Raw genomic sequence first — 16,590 nt, 5'->3', positions numbered from 1 at the left:
ACCTGTGGGGTTCGGGTACGGGCAGTGTGCTGCAGTTTACTGACGGCGAGGTGGCCTCCTGCCGCAATAAGTTCGGCGTGACATGGACGATTACCTCGGTGGAGTGCTGGGCGAACGCGGGCACAACCACAGCGGTGCGGCCGCAATTGACGGGCAGCGCGAATAACACGATCCTCTCCGGTGCCCTGACCTGCGGCAACGGCTCTTGGACGGCGGGCACGCTGAACGGAACGCCGACGCTTTTGCCCAACGGCACGCTGGATATCAACGTCACCGCCGCGGATGCATCGACCACCAACATTCGCGTGCTGGTTTCAGGGATGATCTGATGAAGCGCCTCGTCCTGACCTTCGTGCTGTTGTGCTGCGTGCCGGCGTGGGCTTCCAGTGCGACGCAAGCCTATATCTGGCCGAACTGCGACTCGACGCATCCGTGCGTCGTTTACCACTTTACGACGGTAGCGTCGGGAACGGCCTCCGGTGAGACGTTACAGGACTTGAAGATTTTTGTTGCGCCCAGCCGCGCTGATAATCTGCTGATTCTGGCCGTCACACGCCCAAGCGGCAAGACTTTGTCCACGCCGACTGATGACAAGTCGAACACTTGGGTGGCCGGGCCGTCCGCCACGAATTCTACCGATGCCGCGACTTCGGAAATTTGGTACAAGTGCGGCGCTGCTGCCGGAACATCGGTGCTCACGCTGCATTTTTCCTCCGCCTTGGCTTCCGGAGACACGGGGCAGATCAGCTATACGGAGGTGAGTGGGATCGCCACCAGTTCCTGCATTGATGGCACGGCAACCGGAGCCAATGGGCTGCTGCCTTACAGCACCACGCCTATTCAGCCCGGAGCCATCACCACGACCCAGGCTAACAGCTTGGTTTACAACTACGCTCAAACGACCTACCGAACCCCACAAGATAAACCGGCGATTTCGTCGGTGGCGCCTGACGACGCCGACTCGCTGCTCTCGGCTAATCTGCAGGACAAAACCGTTTCAGCTGTTCAGGTGCAGGCTTCGGCGGGCAGCGTCAATCCGGCGCTCTACATTGTTGACCCGACCTCCTCGGAGAGGTGGAATGACCTGGCGATTGCCTTCAAGGCGTCCAGCGGCGAGGGTACACAGCCTTCGGGCATCACCGTAGTTCGTACCATCAGTTTCTATTGTTGCGGCAAGGCGTCTGTGAGTATGCCGTTCCCGAGTAGCGGGAATGCTTTTGTGATGACCACTGGGCAGGACGCCCAATCTGGCGACTGGCCGATTACTAATGTGTCGAATGGGTACGACACCGTCCACAAAGTAACCGGAAGTGCTGACCCCCCGACTGATCCTCAGGCATTTTATATCTGCTCTGCGACGACAGGCGGTCAAACGCGGATTACTTGGACACAAGGCAATCAGGCGCACTTTGTTTTCTACGACATTGCAGGAGCGAGTTCGTCTTGCTTCGATACGAGCAAGTTCACGGCGGGCAGTCAGCCGGGTAAGAATCCAATTACTGTGACCAACGCAATTACGCCCACCACGTCGAACGGCTTGATTATCGGCGTGGCCTACTACGGCACCGGGCCTGAAACTGCGGTGACTGCTCCGAGCGGAGCCGTCATGGACAACATATGGGCTACTGGAATGAGTGACACCGATAAATACAGTTACGGTGACGGCCATCTGCATTACTACAACCCAAGCACCAGCGCGGTGAGTTTCACCATAACAATGAACGATGCAGGTGGCACCTGGTGGAACTGGCTATTCCTGGCGCTCAAGGCCCAACAAGCAGCGCCTGCGGGAGTCCGCAAGCGCGTGGTGGTAACGCGATAACAAGTGCTGATCGTTGGCAACCCTCCGCTTGAAGCGGGAGCAATGTCTGGACGCCACGGTGCGCAAAGGAACGCCGGAACTCTGATCTGCGAAAAGGACTGGCTGGCAGCATCCGCCGAGATCGCGGGGGCACTGGCGGACGAGAACGACAATCCTCGGACGGCGATCCCGAGCGGGCCGCTGGGCACGCCAACATCTCGGAAGCACGCGGCGGCGGAGAAGCCCGAGAAAACCTCGACTCTGCGGAAAAACAGGGCTTGCAAGGGAATAAGGTTGGTGAGCGCGGAAGGAATCGAACCTTCAACCTACTGATTAAGAGTCAGTTGCTCTGCCAGTTGAGCTACGCGCCCGGGCGGTAGAAAAACGAAACGCGGACAATTGCGGCGCTTTCAGTGTAACACAGCGATGCGGGCGGCCCTCAACCCGCGCCGCGGCCGCTGCCCTGGGCTGCGCTCTCGCACTGCCGCGCCGACGACGGCGCGAAGCGCCGGAAAATTAACGCGCACGGCAGATAACCCCGGCACATGGCGGTCGCGGCAAACCATGATGGCGCCGCCAGCGCCGACCGTGAACGGCAAATGCTTGCGGCAAGAAATCTGGGGCGGAAACGGGCCGCCCCAGGTTGGCTGCAAGGATTGGAAAAATTCCACGGTTGAGAAGCTTACTTTCTGCGAATCAACGCGTCGAGCAAACCGCCGACTGCGAAGCCAACCGCGAAGGCGGCGACGATGGTTCCGGTGGGGTGACGCTTGATACGCTCCTTGGCGTCATCGATCATCTCCTCCGCCACATCGCTGCTGGTTTTGCCGACCCGCTTGACGGCATGGATGCCGTCTTCAATCGCCTCGGCCACGGCCGTGGTCGCGCGCGACACTTTGTGCATCGGATCGATGATGTGCTCTTCCGCTTTTTCCAATACGCTTTTGTTCATGGCCCGTACCTCCTCGGGGTAGAGAGGACAGCTCAGGCTAAGTCTGCGCCCCCCACGGCGCGAGTCAAGCAGTTCGGACCCGGGCGACGGATTTCTGCTCCCATTTTGGGCGCAACACCATGACGCATCTTGCGGCGGGTGCAGGATCGTGGACATGATCGAACCGGCGATCGGCGGACGGCTGTCGGCTCGAACCAGTGAGCCCACTGAATGATCGAACCAAGAAAAAGGGCAGCCTCGACGCTGCCCTTGAAATTTGCTGTTTTTCCCGATAGCCGAGAGCCGATGGCCGACCGCCCCACTAAAACACGAACGCCAGGCCGCCACGGACGGCGCGTGCCGACTGCACCAGGTACAAAGTGCGGCCGTCGCGTCCGATCACCGGCACGTAGCCTTGCGCCAGCAGGTTGCGCAAATCCACCAGCGCTTCCATTTTGCCCGGCAGGAAGCCGGTCCCCGGAATCGGCTGGCGAATGAAAACGTTCCAGTAGGGGTCCATCTGCCCCGGCGAGCAATCGAACATGTCCACCGGGGTGAGCGATTTCTGGTTCGCCGCCCGATACGAAGTCGCCCAGCGGGTGTGCGAGCCGGGGACGTCGCCCGCCAGCTTGACGCCGAAGGAATGCCGCCACTCCTGGTGAATGGCCGAGCGCACCTGGCCGAGCGCAACGTCATTGGTGGTCAGGTCGAGCACCCCGCCCCACGAATAGTTCACGGTCGCGGTCAATTCCGGCGAAAATTTTTGCTGCACCACGACGCGAATCCCGTCGGTGCTGAGCTGCCCCGCGTTGTAGGTAAACGTCCCCGAGTACAAGTCGGGCAGCATCTGGGCAAAGGGGCCGTTGAGATCGCCCGCGCCCGTCAACGCGGTGTTGTGGAGAGAATCGGAAAAGCCCGCGAGCTGCAGGCTGGTATTGCGGTGGCGATGGGACAAGGAGACTTCCTGGTGCCGCGCCCGCTCCAGCACGGCGCCGCGCTCGGTCATGGAAACGCGCGGGCCGGACTCCAGGACATCGCCGAGAGACGAATCGAATCCCTTGGACGCCGCCATGTTGGGCTCGGCGCTGGCGTACCGGTACTCGAGCACGGTGTCCGGCGACAGGTGCGCGGCCAAGGATCCGTAGGGCTTGAGCGCGCTGGCGCGGCTCAGGAATTGCACCGTCTGATATTCGGTCCCGAATCGCAGGTCAACAAAATCAGCCAGCGTGATGGAATCGGACAGCCGCAGCGACATGGCCTGCAGCGCCGGCATGCGCGCGTTCAGATCGGGATTGGCGAAGTGGCGCACGGTGAGCGCCAATTCCGGCGTCGAGCCATCGCCCAGTTTTTGCGCGTAGGCAGCTCGAATCACGCCATTCTGCGGGCCTGCGCCGGAGCCGACGTTGCCCTTCAGCGACAGCACTCCGGCGGTGAACAGGGACTTTTCAAAGTTGAAGTGGGTGCTGACCTCGCCGGCGCTCCCGAAGCCTTCGGCATCGCTGCCGGCGACGAAGGCCACCGCGCCCTTCAGCGCAGGCTGCCCGCTGCCCGTCTTCGACACCATCACCGGGCCATTGCCCACCACGCGCAGGATGGGCCGGTTCGCCGCCGAACGCAGCGTCCACTTCCAACCCTCGTCGTCACGACTGGCCTGGTGTTGCGGCAGTAATTGCATCGCTTCGAACAACGTGGAAAGGGTCACGTTCACCAGCACGCTGGCGCCCGCCTTCAGCGCCACGTTCTCGCGCAAGGAAGGCAGGAACGACGGCGCCGTGACCTTGACCTGATAGATCCCGGGAATCAGTCCGGCGGCGCTGTAGTACCCGCGGCCATCGGTGAACACGGTCACCGCGCGGGTCGCGCTGGAGAACACTTCCACCGCCGCCCCCATCTGCGGCACGCCGGCGGTACTCCGGACAAACCCGGTGATCGTGCCCGGTTTCCCGGCCGCCGATGCAGGAAGCGCTAGCGCCAGCAGGATCATTACGCATCCGAGCTTTCGGCCCATGAGCACCTCCACCGTGAATTTGCGGCCCGTCCTTGCCGGCCGCAGCTACTCGACGGCGAATTTCGCCGTCGACTTCAAGTTCTGTTTGGAGATCTGGTCATTCACGTTAATCGTGATCTGATAGATGCCCGGCGGAATGTCGCGCAGCGTCAACGACTTTTCCAGCGTGACCTGCTCGCCCACGTTGCCCAACTGTTTGGTGGACTCGGCCATCTGCACGACCGCCTTTTGCGTCGCCATGTTCACCACTTCATAGGAAATATCGGCCGATGGCTTGTGGGTCTGCTGGTCGATTCCGAGGTTGTACACCTGCATCCAGAAATTGACCTTCTGGTCGCGTTTGAAGGCCGCCGGCTGGCCGTTGGCGGAATCCACGCGCGGGCGCACCTTGGTATCGCCGATGACGAAGCTGCCGGCGCCCACGCTCTTGGTGGCCACCTTCTGCATCTCGTCGGCGACGATCAGGCTGGAGAACGCCAGCTTGTCGTCCGCGTACTCCGGTACCACGATGCCGCGGCTCCAGGTACCTACCTTGTCGCCATTCACGTCCTTCAACACGAGATCGACGCGATAGCGACCCGGACGCAGCGGCAGGGCCTTCCAGTACACGTGACTGTTTTCGAGCACCTTAGGCAACAGTTCGTCGGGCAGCCCGTCGGTGACGGTGTCTTCAAAGGTTTGCGCGATGCGTCCGGTCAAGGTGGTCACGCGCCCGAAGATATTGACCGTCATGCGCTGCACGCCTTCCTTGCCCGACCACGTCAGGTCCTTGTTCTTGATCTGCACGGTGATCGGCACCAGCACAGTGTCGGAAGTGACCTTGACGAAATCGGCGCGCACGTCAAACGGCAGGAAGTTCATGCTGATCTTGTGCGACACCACCTCTTCCAGGTCCTTGAACTTCACCGTCGGCGGGCGGTTCAGCTTGTGGAGCAGCTCCAACCGGTCGAACTGCTTGCTCGCCAAGTCCTGGTTGAATGGACCGCGCCCCAGTTGCTCGACGCCGTTGACGAAGCGGTCCGCCTTGGTGGCCATGCCCATCGCCTCGTACGTCGTGAGGCCGGCGCCGGGCACGTGCAACAGCGCGTCCTTCTCCGACCGGTCCACGGTCATGTGGTATTCGCCGCACATGCACGGGTCCACGAACTCGATCTCGATTTCCTGTCCGACCCCTTCCAGGTAGCGATAGCGCCAGGTTTCAAAGGGGAAGGTCGAGGTAGTGCCACCGCCTTCATCCTGCGGGCGGGTGTACGTTCCGCCGCTGGGATGGGAGTCAATCTCATCCGCCTTGCCGTACATGATGTAAATACGGCCGCGGTCCGTCCTCCAACCGGGCACGCCGGCAGCGAAGTGCTCGTTGGCGTACGCGATGCGCCGGTAGTGCTCTTCCTTGTATTCGTTTTCGGCGCTGTCCGGCGTGGGATCGCGGCGCAGCCAGAACTGCTCGATGAATTGGTCGCGTTCCTCGTCGTTGGAGAGCTGCTTGAAGGCGGCGCGCTCTTCGTCGGTAATGATCCAGCGCACGTCCTCGTCCAGCCACTTCTTGTAGACCTTGCTGATTTCCTGTTTCAGCGCCTTTTGCTGCAGTTTTTGCTGTTTTTCCGACAGGGGACGCTTCAAAGGATCCTGCTGCCCTGCTTGTTCTTGGGAGGCGGCGGGGGCCTTGGCGTCCGTCTTGCTGCTTTTGTCGCTCTGGGCGAACGCGAAGTGTGCGGACAACAAGCAGCCGGCCAGGCTCAGTGCCAAGACACGACCCCTGACAACTTTTGAAGACATCGGGTGTGGGCTCCTGGGAGACAATTAGGGCGACTAAATTCTATGTTGTCGCCCCTTTTAAAGCAAGGACGAGGCGCACACTTCTTTTGTGATCTTGTCCCGTATCTGTTGAGCTGCCAATATTTTCCAGACGTTCCAGACGCCGCCGTTCATCCCCGGAAATCGCCTTCAGGTGAGAATAGCTGGGGCAGTGTTTGACTGGAATTCACTATAATGGTTCCGGAACCGTGGGGGGAAGGATCACGCGCCGGGGCTGGCGTCGGGGACGTGCAAAGCCGGGAACTTCTCGTTCGGTCTGTGCGTATCAAAGGAGAGGCCGTCATCGTCGCGTGGTCGGGCCCGTACGAGGCTGAAAGGACGATGAGCGAGGGAACGAGTGAAGACTGGGAAAAAAATTGCGATCGGGGTTGGAGCCCTGGTGCTGGTGGGGGCCATTGTCGGCTTCACCGTCCACCAGAGTGGCAAGGGCGTGGTCGTGGTGCAGACCGGCAAAGTGACACGCCAGGACCTGACTTCCATCGTCAGCGCCTCCGGCGAAGTCAAGCCCAAGACCTACGTCAACATCGGCGCTAACGGTTATGGCAAGATCACCAAGCTGTTTGTGCATGAAGGCGAGACGGTCAAGAAAGGGCAGTTGCTGGCCAAGCTGGATTACGTGCAATCGGCGGCCGACGTGGCCTCCATGCAGGCGCAACTGGCGGCCGCCAAGACCGACTACGCCGCCTCCGACGCTGCCCTGAAAAGCGCCCAGTCCGATCTTGACAAGGCCCGCGCCGACTACGACCGCGCCAAGCTGGACTACCAGCGCGGCGAGGCACTGTTCGGCCAAGACCTCATCCCCAAACAGGATTTCGACACCCGGAAGGCCACCTTCGAAGGCTCCGATGCCGCCGTTGCCTCGGCGCGCTCCCGCATCGCGCAATTGAAAGCGCAGACCGCCTCCGCCCAGGAGCGCATCCGGCAAATGCAGGCGCAGTTGACCCACGCCAGCGACGTGCTCAGCAAGACCGAGTACGAGTCGCCGTATGACGGCATTGTCAGCAACCTCCCCGTGCGCGAGGGAGAGACGGTCATTATGGGGATTCAGAGTTCGCCCGGCAGCCTGCTCATGACCGTGTCCGACATGTCGGTAGTCACCGCCGAGGTCATGGTGGATGAAACCGACATCGTCAACGTCAAGCTGGGGCAAACGGCGGATGTCACGATTGATGCCATTCCCAAGAAAACGTTCCATGGCGAGGTCACCGAGATCGGCAACAACGCCGTGGTGCGCTCCACCGGGTTGGCGACCACGCAGAGCACCACCGGCAGCCAGGAGGCCAAGGACTTCAAGGTCGTGGTGACCATCAAGGACCCGCCGGTGAACCTGCGTCCGGGCCTGTCCACCACGGCTAAGATCACCACCGCGACCCGCAACAATGCGGTCACCATCCCCATCCAGGCTCTCACCGTCCGGCAGAAGGCGGACCTGGAGACCAAGCCCAAGAAAGGCACGGTGCAGGCGGCCTCGCCCGCGCCGGGCGCCAAGGACAAGGATGAGCTGCAGGGCGTATTCGTGGTGCGCAACAAGAAAGCCGAGTTCGTGAAGGTGGACACCGGTGTCACCGGCATCACCGACATCGAAGTAACGAGTGGATTGCAGGCCGGCGACGAGATTGTTACCGGCAGCTACAAGGTGCTCCGGTCGCTGCGGAACGGCGCGTCGGTGAAGGTCGACAACACGGCGCCCAAAAAAGAAGAAGAAAAGTCCTAACCTTGGGACGCGAGAAGCGTCCAAGAATGTGCAGGGGTATCTCAGTTTTTCAGTTGCTCAGTACCCCATGGCTGAAACCGAAACTGAAACTTAGGTACTGAGGTACTTAGGTACAGAGATACTGAGGTACTCGAAAAATGGCCACTGAGGCCGCCAGCATTTCCGAACCGCCAATCGCCCCACCGGATGGGTGCATCATCTGCGCGGAAGACCTGTGGAAGACCTACGACATGGGTTCCGAGCAGCAAGTGCATGCGCTGCGCGGCGTAAACCTGCGCATCGAGCGCAACGAGTACGTCGCCATCATGGGGCCCTCCGGCTCCGGCAAATCCACGCTGATGAACCTGATCGGCTGCCTCGACACACCCAGCAAGGGCCACTACTGGCTGAACAACCAGCTGGTCAGCGAGCTCGATGACGATGAACTGGCGCGCATTCGCAACAAGGAAATCGGATTCGTGTTCCAGACCTTCAACCTGCTGGCGCGCGCCACCTCGCTGCACAACGTCGAGCTGCCGCTGATCTACGCCGGCCTGCCGGCCGAGGAGCGCATCGAGCGCGCCAAGGAGTCGCTGAAGTCGGTGGGCATGGAATCGCGCATGATGCACAAGCCCAACGAGCTTTCCGGCGGACAGCGCCAGCGGGTCGCCATCGCCCGCGCCCTGGTGAACCGCCCCTCCATCCTGCTGGCCGACGAGCCTACCGGCAACCTCGATTCACAGACCGGCAACGAAATCATGGCGCTGTTCGACCGGCTCCACGAGCAGGGCAACACCATCGTGCTGGTCACCCACGAACACGATATCTCCGAGTACGCGCACCGCGTCATCCACCTCAAGGACGGGGTCATCTCCGGCGACGTGCGGAAGCCGAAGTAGGTTTTAGGTTTTAGGTTTTAGGCGTTGGGCGATGCTCAGCGCCCTCTTTTTTCAATCAACAGTGGGCAATCAATAATCGAAAATTTCCGCTCGGGTGCTCCCGCCGAAAGCCTAATGCCTAGAGCCTTGAGCCTGATTTGTTGTACTCTGGCGAGCATCGGCATAGGTATGCTGTACCGCCTCCAGCTCACTATCCTGCTGACCTGCGCTTGCTCGTTCGCGCAGATCCCGATCCACGGTATCGCCCACCGCGACTCTTCCCGCAACGTGGTCAATAGCTACTGCCGCATGGATTACCAGGGCTTCCGCCTGCTCAAGGATTCCTGGGTGCGCCTGAAACCGCTCACCACCTGGAAGGAAAATCCCGACTGGCAAGGTTTTACCGTGGTATCGCAATACGAGCTATTGGACGCCAGCGAGGGACTTCGTGCCGCCACCGTGAGCGTGAAATACACCGTGCTGGGCCGGTTCGAAGCCGGATTGGGCTACACCGCCGAGCCCGGCAGCGAGGGAGTTTCCTTCCGCCTCAAGGACGTGGACAGCGATTGGAAGATCGAGGATCTCGATCCGGCCATCAATCCCCACGTTTCGAAGCCGCGCGCCATCGCCTGGCTGAAAACCGCGCTGGCGGCGGAAAAGGACGCAGTCAATCGCATCGCGATTCAAAACGCCCTGAAGAGTCTCGGCGCAAGTCCGTAGTCGGTTGTCGGTTTTCGGTTCTCGGTTGTCGGTTTCTCAGTTTGTCAGTAATGACCAACTGACATACTGACAAACTTTTGAAATGAAAAAGCCTCCGAACCCGGAGGCTTTCACCGAAAACCGAGAACCGTAAACCGATAACCTACTGCGTCACTCCCACTCCGGTCTTATCCGGCGCCGGAGTCGTCTGTACGAAGAAGCTGTGGTCGTACAGGTTGCGGTACATGCGGCCGGCGATCTCCGCCGCTTTCGGACCGAAGGTCGGACGCCCGCCTTCGAGGAAGACCACCACGGCGATTCTGCCCGCGGCCGTGTTGGCAAACGAGGCGAACCACCCGTAGCGCGTGCCGTTGTTGGAGCAGGTGCCGGTTTTGCCGAGCACTTCCTCTTCACTGAAATTCCAGCGCACGCTTTGCGCGGTGCCGTACTGGACCGCCGCCGCCATGCCCGGCGAAACCTGCGGGATCAGCGGCCCGATGTCGAGATAGCGCTTCACCCGCGGCTCAAAGGTCGAGATCCCGTCCGCCGTGGTGGGATGCTGGAGGTAGTACAGCGTTCCGCCGTTGGCGATCGCGGAAACCAGCGCGCCCAGTTGCAGCGGGGTCATCGAAATGCCCTGGCCGAAGGAGCACATCCGGCCCACGCCACCCTGCCGGGGGTCCAGTTCCTCGCTGGGAAACACGCCGAGGTGTTCGCCCTCAAGGTTCCAGCCGGCGAGCTCGCCCAGGCCGAACTGGTGCGCGTAGTAGCTGACCTTCTCGAAGCCCATCTTGCGGCCCAGCGCCTCGAAGTAGGCGTTATTCGAGTGCGCCAGCGCCTGCGTCAGGTCCATGCGCGTGCGCCGCCCGAGCTGAATTTTCGTTTCCCGGGTGACCACGTCTTCGCTTAGCGCCGCCAGCGCCACCGCGATCTTGATGGTCGAGCACGGCTCCCCGCCTTCCGACAGAGCCATTCGCTGGTTCACCATCGCCAGGACGCGTCCGCTGTTCGGATCAATGGCGACCACGGTACCGTTGTGATTGCCCAGGGCGTCAATGGCGGCTGCGCGCACCACCCGGTCTTCGCCCGCCGTGATGTCCGCCGTGGTCTGGTCTTCACTGACGAACGAAGAGGCCACGTAATGCTCGGGGTAACGATTGCGCTTGAGCCGATGGCCGTTGACCCACACGTACGCGCTGGGGCGCCGGTGCCGCCGCTTGCTGCTGATCTTCTTCTGGGTTGCCGAATTTTCAACAACCGATTTTGATTTGGAAGTCTTGCGCGGGGTGGAAACGGTGGCCGCCGCCGCGCTCGCTGCCGGCAGCGTTACGATTGCCATGACAAGAACTACCTGGATCGCTAAAGAGCCTTTTATCTTCGACATGGATGTCCGAGAGTCCAGTAATGCAAGAGTGTCCCAGCGCGGATAAACCAAAGCGCCGACTGCACGCCGTGTACAAAATTCCGGCTGGAACTACCCGGATAGTATGAGAGTTGCGAGTCAGATTTCAACCCCAAACTGCTCCTGGGATGCCACTTTCCTTAGTCTTCCACCATATTGAGATGCAGAGACTTACGCCGGAGCTGTAGCTGGTCAACGACTTTCGTAACGCGCGCCATTGCTGGCGATTTCCATCAGCGAATCAAGATTGGCAACAGAGCCGACCGAGGGCGCCCCGCGAGAAACGCATCCCGCCAGTCCGCCATTGCAAATAGCAGGCGGAATTTGCATACTCCACCAGCCAGGACCCTATGAGCGAGACCGCAGTTGCGCCAGCACGCGCGCCCGGCGGCGGGAAAGCTGCGCCCGAGACGGCCGTGCGCCCGTCGCCAGGGCGTGCCGGCGATTTGTGGGGCGGACTGGCAGCGATGCTGGTCGCGCTGCCCTCGGCGATTGCCTTCGGGGTGACGATCTATGCGCCGTTGGGGGCGAGCTACGCTTCCCAAGGCGCGATCGCCGGCATCCTGGGCACGACGGCGCTGGGCGTGGTAGCCGCCGGCCTCGGCGGGACCCGCCGCCTGATCAGCGCGCCCTGCGCGCCCGCGGTCGCAGTGCTGTCCGCGTTCGCGATCGAATTGACCCAGCGTGGCGTCACGCCGGGATCGGCGCTGGTGCTCATGGCGGCGGTAGCGGTGTTCTGTGGCCTGCTGCAGATCAGCTTCGGGTTGATCGGCCTGGGGCGGCTGATTAAGTACATGCCCTACCCGGTGGTGAGCGGCTACCTGAGCGGCGTCGGGCTGATCATCATCCTCAGCCAGATACCGAGGTTTCTGGGCGTGCCGGGCCGCTATCAGCTCTGGCAAGGATTGTTGACGCCGTCGCTGTGGAAATGGCAGAGCCTGGCGGTGGGCGCGGTGACAACGGCGGTGATGGTGCTGGCGCCGCGGGTCACCAAGAAAGTGCCGGCGGCAATCCTCGGCCTGAGCTGCGGAATGCTGGCGTACTTCGCGCTCGGGCTGGCAGACCCCGAGCTGCTGGTGCTGGCCGGCAACAAGCTGGTGGTCGGCCCGCTGAGCGAGTCGAACGTGGGTTTCCTGGCGACGATGGCGGTGCGCTGGCAGGCGTTCAGAGCTTTCAACCCGCAGCAGCTCAACCTGGTGATCACGCCGGCGCTGACGCTGGCGGTGCTGCTCTCCATTGACACCTTGAAGACATGCGTGGTGCTGGACACGCTCACCCGCAGCCGGCACAACTCCAATCGTGAGCTGATCGGCCAAGGCTTGGGCAATCTGGCTTCGACGGCGATCGGCGGCGTGCCGGGCTCCGGCCAGATGGGAGCGACGCTGGTCAACGTGTCCAGCGGCGGACAGTCGCGTCTCTCCGGTGTCATCGAGGGCATACTCGCCCTGGTCGCGTTCCTCATCCTGGGCAGCCTGATCGCGTGGGTGCCGATCGCGGCGCTGGCGGGCATCTTGATCGTGGTCGGGGTGCGGATGTTCGATCGCCACAGCCTGAGCCTGCTGCGGTCGCGCTCGACAGTGCTGGACTTCGTGGTGATCGTCACCGTCGTCGTGGTGGCCGAGACGGTGGGCCTGATCGCGGCCTCGGGCGTGGGCGTCGGGCTGGCAATCCTGCTCTTCGTACGGGAACAGATTGGCGGCGCGGTGGTGCGGCGGAAGTCGTACGGCAACGAGAGGTTCTCCAAACAAATGCGGCTGCCGGAGGAGATGGCGGTGCTGGAAAAGCGCGGCGAGCGAACCGCGATTTTCGAATTGCAAGGCAGCTTGTTCTTCGGCACCACCGACCAGCTTTATACCGCGCTGGAAGCGGAATTAAAGAAGCGGGACTACATCGTGCTCGACATGCGGCGGGTGCAGTCGGTGGACCTGACGGCGGCGCACATGCTGGAGCTGGTGGAAGACATGATGTCGGAGCGGAGCGGCTCGGTGATCTTCAGTCACATGCCGTCGAAGGCGCCCAGCGGCCAGGACATGCGGGAGTACTTCGCCCAGATGGGACTCGTCAGGCAAGAACGCCACGCGAAGATTTTCGCCCACCTGGACGAGGCGCTGGAGTGGATTGAAGACCGTGTCCTGGCGGCGGCACACCTGGAGCGCGCGCAAGAGATGCCGCTGGACATCCGCCACATGGACATGTTCCGGCAACGCGAAGAGGAAACGCTGGCGGCGCTGGAGGCGGGGACCGAGTTACGGACCTTCCAAGCCGGCCAGAAGATTTTCTCCCACGGCGATTCCAGCGACGAGCTGTTCTTCATCCGGAAGGGCTCGGTGCGCATCGTGATGCCCCTGGAGGGCAGGACGGGACACCACCTGGCGACGTTCGGGCGGGGAGATTTCTTCGGAGAACTGGCGTTCATGGACCGGGCGCCGCGGTCGGCCGATGCGGTCGCCGACACCGATGCCGAACTGTACGTGCTGACCCGGGAGCGCTTCGCCGCGCTCAGCTTGGAGCATCGCATGCTGGCGCTCAATCTGCTGGAAGGGATTGCCACCGCGATCGCGTCGCGCCTGCGGCGCACCGACATGGAATTGCGGTATCTGAAAGAGTCGTAGCTCAGTGGTTAGGGGCCGGCTTGCTGCGCCTCACGTGCCTTCCCTGCTTGAGTTTTCCCTCGACGAATTGGCCCTCGATCGGCTCGCCTTCAAGCGGGTCCCCGAGGCTGGCTTCGGCCTCCACGAACGCGGCGATAGCGCGCTGGGATCCAGGATCCCGCTTTCGATATGCCCGGAGACCTGCCAAGTTAGCTTCCAGGCTGCGATCTTTCCCACTCCGCCGGATAGCCATGCTCTATGGTACCAGTAGTCCAGCAAAAATCCGTGTAACTCATTGATTGTATTTGTCGTTACTGCCGAACGCACCTTCGGGACTCCGTTAGCTGCTCTCGTTGCGCTTTCGGATGAAAGCAGGCACGTCCAAGTCATCTTCCTCGTAATTGGTTTTGACGGTGCTCTTCACATCGGCGATGGAGGTGGTCTCGCGCTGGGGAGCGGCCGGCCGCGGCGTGATGGGCGGCGGCGGCGCCACCGGCGGCTTGGCGGCCTCGACGTGCACTTGCGGCGGAGGGTCGGCGGCGCGGACCTCCGGCCGGGGCGCGATATAAGCCGATGCGGTGCGCGCCTGCGAGATGGCGGCGGCGGCGGCGGAAACGGCACGCTCGTGGCGCTGCACGTGGTTGTCGCCCCGGAAGCCGGTGGCGATGACGGTGATCTTGACCTCGTCCTTCATTTTTTCATCGAGCACGGCGCCGAAGATGATGTTGGCATCCTCGTGGGCGGCGCTCTGGATGATGGTGGAGGCCTCGTTCACTTCCGCTAGCTTCAGCGAACTGGATCCGGTGACGTTAATCAGGATGCCGCGCGCGCCATCAATGGCGCCGGCTTCCAGCAGCGGCGAGGCGATGGCGCGCTGGGCGGCGTCGGTGGCGCGGTGCTCGCCCTTGCCGTTGGCGGTGCCCATGACGGCATAGCCCATCCCGGCCATGATGGCCTTCACGTCGGCGAAGTCGCGATTGATGATGCCGGGAATGGTGATGATGTCGGAAATTCCCTGCACCGCCTGGCGGAGGATGTCGTCGGCCACGCGAAACGATTCGAAGAAGCCGGCGTTCTGCGCCACCGCGAGCAGCTTCTCGTTGGGGATGACGATCATGGTATCGACGGAGTCGAGCAACTCCTGCAGGCCGCGCTCCGCCTGCGACATGCGGCGCTTGCCTTCGAAGCCGAACGGCTTGGTGACGACCGCAACGGTGAGCGCGCCCATCTCGCTGGCGAGCGAGGCAATGATGGGCGCGGCGCCGGTGCCGGTGCCGCCGCCGAGGCCGGCGGTGACGAAGACCATGTCGGCGCCTTCCAGCGCCTCGATGATCTTGTCGGCGTCTTCCAGCGCGGCCTTGCGGCCGATTTCGGGATTGGCGCCGGCGCCGAGGCCGTTGGTGAGCTTGACGCCGAGCTGGATGCGCACCGGAGCATGCGACATTTCCAGCGCCTGCAGGTCGGTGTTGGCGGTCATGAACTCGACGCCTTCGAGGTTGGCGTCAATCATGCGGTTAATGGCGTTGCCGCCACCGCCACCCACGCCGATGACCTTGATCTTGGCCTTGTTGCGCGGGTCTTCGTTGAAATGGATGCGGATGCCTTCTGCGGTATCGGTCATGTCAGTGTCCAGTGGTCCGTGGCCAGTGGCCAGGAATCGTTTCCTCAGGGGCTAAAGCCCAATTGTTTTTCGACACTCAGCGGCACGACTCCCTCGACAAGCTCGGGACAGGTTCCGCCGTGCCCTTCTCAATCATGCTCCCCGTCGTGCGAACAGCGCTTTCAGTTTAGCGCCCAGGCCGTCGCCGCCATGCGGACCGTGCGCCAGGCGGGCGCGATATCCATAGAGCACCATGCCGATGACGGTGGCGAACTCGGGCTCGGCGAGCGCCGCCGGCAACTTCGCAATCGGCGTGGGCGAAGCGATGCGCGCGGGCTTGCGCAGCACGGTTTCGGCGATCTCGGTCAAGTGCGTCAGGCGCGCGCCGCCGCCGGTGAGCACGGCGCCGGCGGCACAAAGTTCGAGCACGCCGGCCTGCCGGAGATGATCGCGCAGCAGCTCGCAAAGCTCGCGCGCGCGCGGCTCCAGGATTTCGCCGAGAAGGCGCTGCGACATCAAGCGCGAGGGACGATCGCCCACGCTGGTGACCTCAATCTCGTTGCCTTCGGGAATGCGCGTGACCAGGGCGCAACCGAAGAGGCGCTTGATCTTCTCGGCATCGGCGAGCGGGGTGCGCAGGCCGACGGCAACGTCGTTGGTAAAGTGATCGCCGCCAATGGGCACCACGCCGGTATGCGCCACCGCGCCATCATGGAACACGGCAACGTCGGTGGAACCGGCGCCGATGTCGGCCACGCAGACGCCGAGCTCGCGCTCATCGCTGCGGAGGACGGAATCGGCGCAGGCGAGCGCTTCGAAGATGGTGTCGTCCACGTGGATGCCGGCGCGGTTGAGCGCGGTCACGACATTCTGCGTCGCGGTGGCGGCGGCGGTGACGACGTGGACCTTGACTTCCAGCTTGCAGGCGACCATGCCGGCGGGCTCGTGAATGCCGGGCTGGTCGTCGAGGATGAATTCCTGCGGCAGCAGGTGCAGCACCTGCCGGTCGGCGGGCAGGGCGATGGCGCGGGCGCGTTCCACCGCCTGGCGGATGTCCTCTTTGGTGATTTCGCGCGCTTTGGAGCCGAGACTGATGCCGCCCTGGCTATTGACTCCGCGGATGTGCGACCCGGCGACGCCGACCAGCGCGTGTTCGATGGGCGCGCCGCAGG

At 62.5% G+C, this 16,590-nt stretch carries 12 protein-coding genes and 1 tRNA gene; 6 read left to right on the top strand and 7 right to left on the bottom strand.

Annotation, left to right across the window (positions count from 1 at the left end):
• Both LAN70_18880 and LAN70_18875 read left to right on the top strand, forming a co-directional pair.
• Positions 1 to 329: hypothetical protein (locus LAN70_18880; protein MBZ5513217.1), on the top strand; the 329-nt coding region annotated here is incomplete at its 5' end.
• On the top strand, positions 329 to 1,822 hold the full coding sequence (locus LAN70_18875) for a hypothetical protein (GenBank protein MBZ5513216.1): 1,494 nt from the start codon (positions 329 to 331) through the stop codon (positions 1,820 to 1,822). The genes LAN70_18880 and LAN70_18875, both read left to right, overlap by 1 nt.
• A gap of 274 nt (positions 1,823 to 2,096) precedes the next feature.
• Here the strand turns inward: LAN70_18875 and LAN70_18870 are convergent.
• From LAN70_18870 to LAN70_18855, 4 genes are all read right to left on the bottom strand, one after another.
• Positions 2,097 to 2,172 (bottom strand) — tRNA-Lys (locus tag LAN70_18870).
• Between the two features lie 311 nt (positions 2,173 to 2,483).
• The gene (locus LAN70_18865) at positions 2,484 to 2,753 is read right to left on the bottom strand and encodes a hypothetical protein (protein MBZ5513215.1); all 270 of its coding nucleotides are present in this window, start codon (positions 2,751 to 2,753) and stop codon (positions 2,484 to 2,486) included.
• A gap of 301 nt (positions 2,754 to 3,054) precedes the next feature.
• A complete protein-coding gene (locus LAN70_18860) occupies positions 3,055 to 4,740 on the bottom strand; it encodes a carboxypeptidase-like regulatory domain-containing protein (GenBank protein MBZ5513214.1) in 1,686 nt (561 codons plus the stop codon).
• Between the two features lie 45 nt (positions 4,741 to 4,785).
• Positions 4,786 to 6,516: a GWxTD domain-containing protein gene (locus LAN70_18855; protein MBZ5513213.1), complete on the bottom strand. Its 1,731-nt coding sequence runs from the start codon at positions 6,514 to 6,516 to the stop codon at positions 4,786 to 4,788.
• Between the two features lie 376 nt (positions 6,517 to 6,892).
• Here LAN70_18855 and LAN70_18850 point away from each other — a divergent pair, with 376 nt between their 5' ends.
• From LAN70_18850 to LAN70_18840, 3 genes are all read left to right on the top strand, one after another.
• Positions 6,893 to 8,269: an efflux RND transporter periplasmic adaptor subunit gene (locus tag LAN70_18850; GenBank protein ID MBZ5513212.1), complete on the top strand. Its 1,377-nt coding sequence runs from the start codon at positions 6,893 to 6,895 to the stop codon at positions 8,267 to 8,269.
• A gap of 137 nt (positions 8,270 to 8,406) precedes the next feature.
• Entirely contained in the window at positions 8,407 to 9,147 is a 741-nt protein-coding gene (locus tag LAN70_18845; protein MBZ5513211.1) for an ABC transporter ATP-binding protein, read from the top strand.
• Between the two features lie 168 nt (positions 9,148 to 9,315).
• Positions 9,316 to 9,846 carry a hypothetical protein gene (locus LAN70_18840; GenBank protein ID MBZ5513210.1) on the top strand — a complete coding sequence of 177 codons (531 nt, stop codon included), beginning with the start codon at positions 9,316 to 9,318 and terminating at the stop codon, positions 9,844 to 9,846.
• Between the two features lie 142 nt (positions 9,847 to 9,988).
• On the opposite strand, the gene LAN70_18835 is transcribed toward LAN70_18840, so the two are convergent.
• Positions 9,989 to 11,209: a penicillin-binding protein gene (locus tag LAN70_18835; protein ID MBZ5513209.1), complete on the bottom strand. Its 1,221-nt coding sequence runs from the start codon at positions 11,207 to 11,209 to the stop codon at positions 9,989 to 9,991.
• Positions 11,210 to 11,577: 368 nt separating this feature from the next.
• Here LAN70_18835 and LAN70_18830 point away from each other — a divergent pair, with 368 nt between their 5' ends.
• Complete coding sequence (locus tag LAN70_18830) at positions 11,578 to 13,839, top strand: SLC26A/SulP transporter family protein (protein MBZ5513208.1); 2,262 nt, start codon at positions 11,578 to 11,580, stop codon at positions 13,837 to 13,839.
• Positions 13,840 to 14,158: 319 nt separating this feature from the next.
• Here LAN70_18830 and ftsZ read toward each other — a convergent pair whose 3' ends face one another.
• Positions 14,159 to 15,439, bottom strand: coding sequence for a cell division protein FtsZ (gene ftsZ / locus LAN70_18825; GenBank protein ID MBZ5513207.1), 1,281 nt, complete (start codon positions 15,437 to 15,439; stop codon positions 14,159 to 14,161).
• Between the two features lie 132 nt (positions 15,440 to 15,571).
• A partial coding sequence (gene ftsA, locus LAN70_18820) for a cell division protein FtsA (GenBank protein ID MBZ5513206.1) occupies positions 15,572 to 16,590 on the bottom strand: 1,019 nt, incomplete at its 5' end.

The sequence above is a fragment of the Terriglobia bacterium genome, assembly GCA_020072845.1.
GTDB lineage: Bacteria > Acidobacteriota > Terriglobia > Terriglobales > Acidobacteriaceae > JAIQGF01.
Note: the sequence above shows the minus strand (reverse complement) of the source record. Positions and strands in the feature narration are given on the sequence as shown.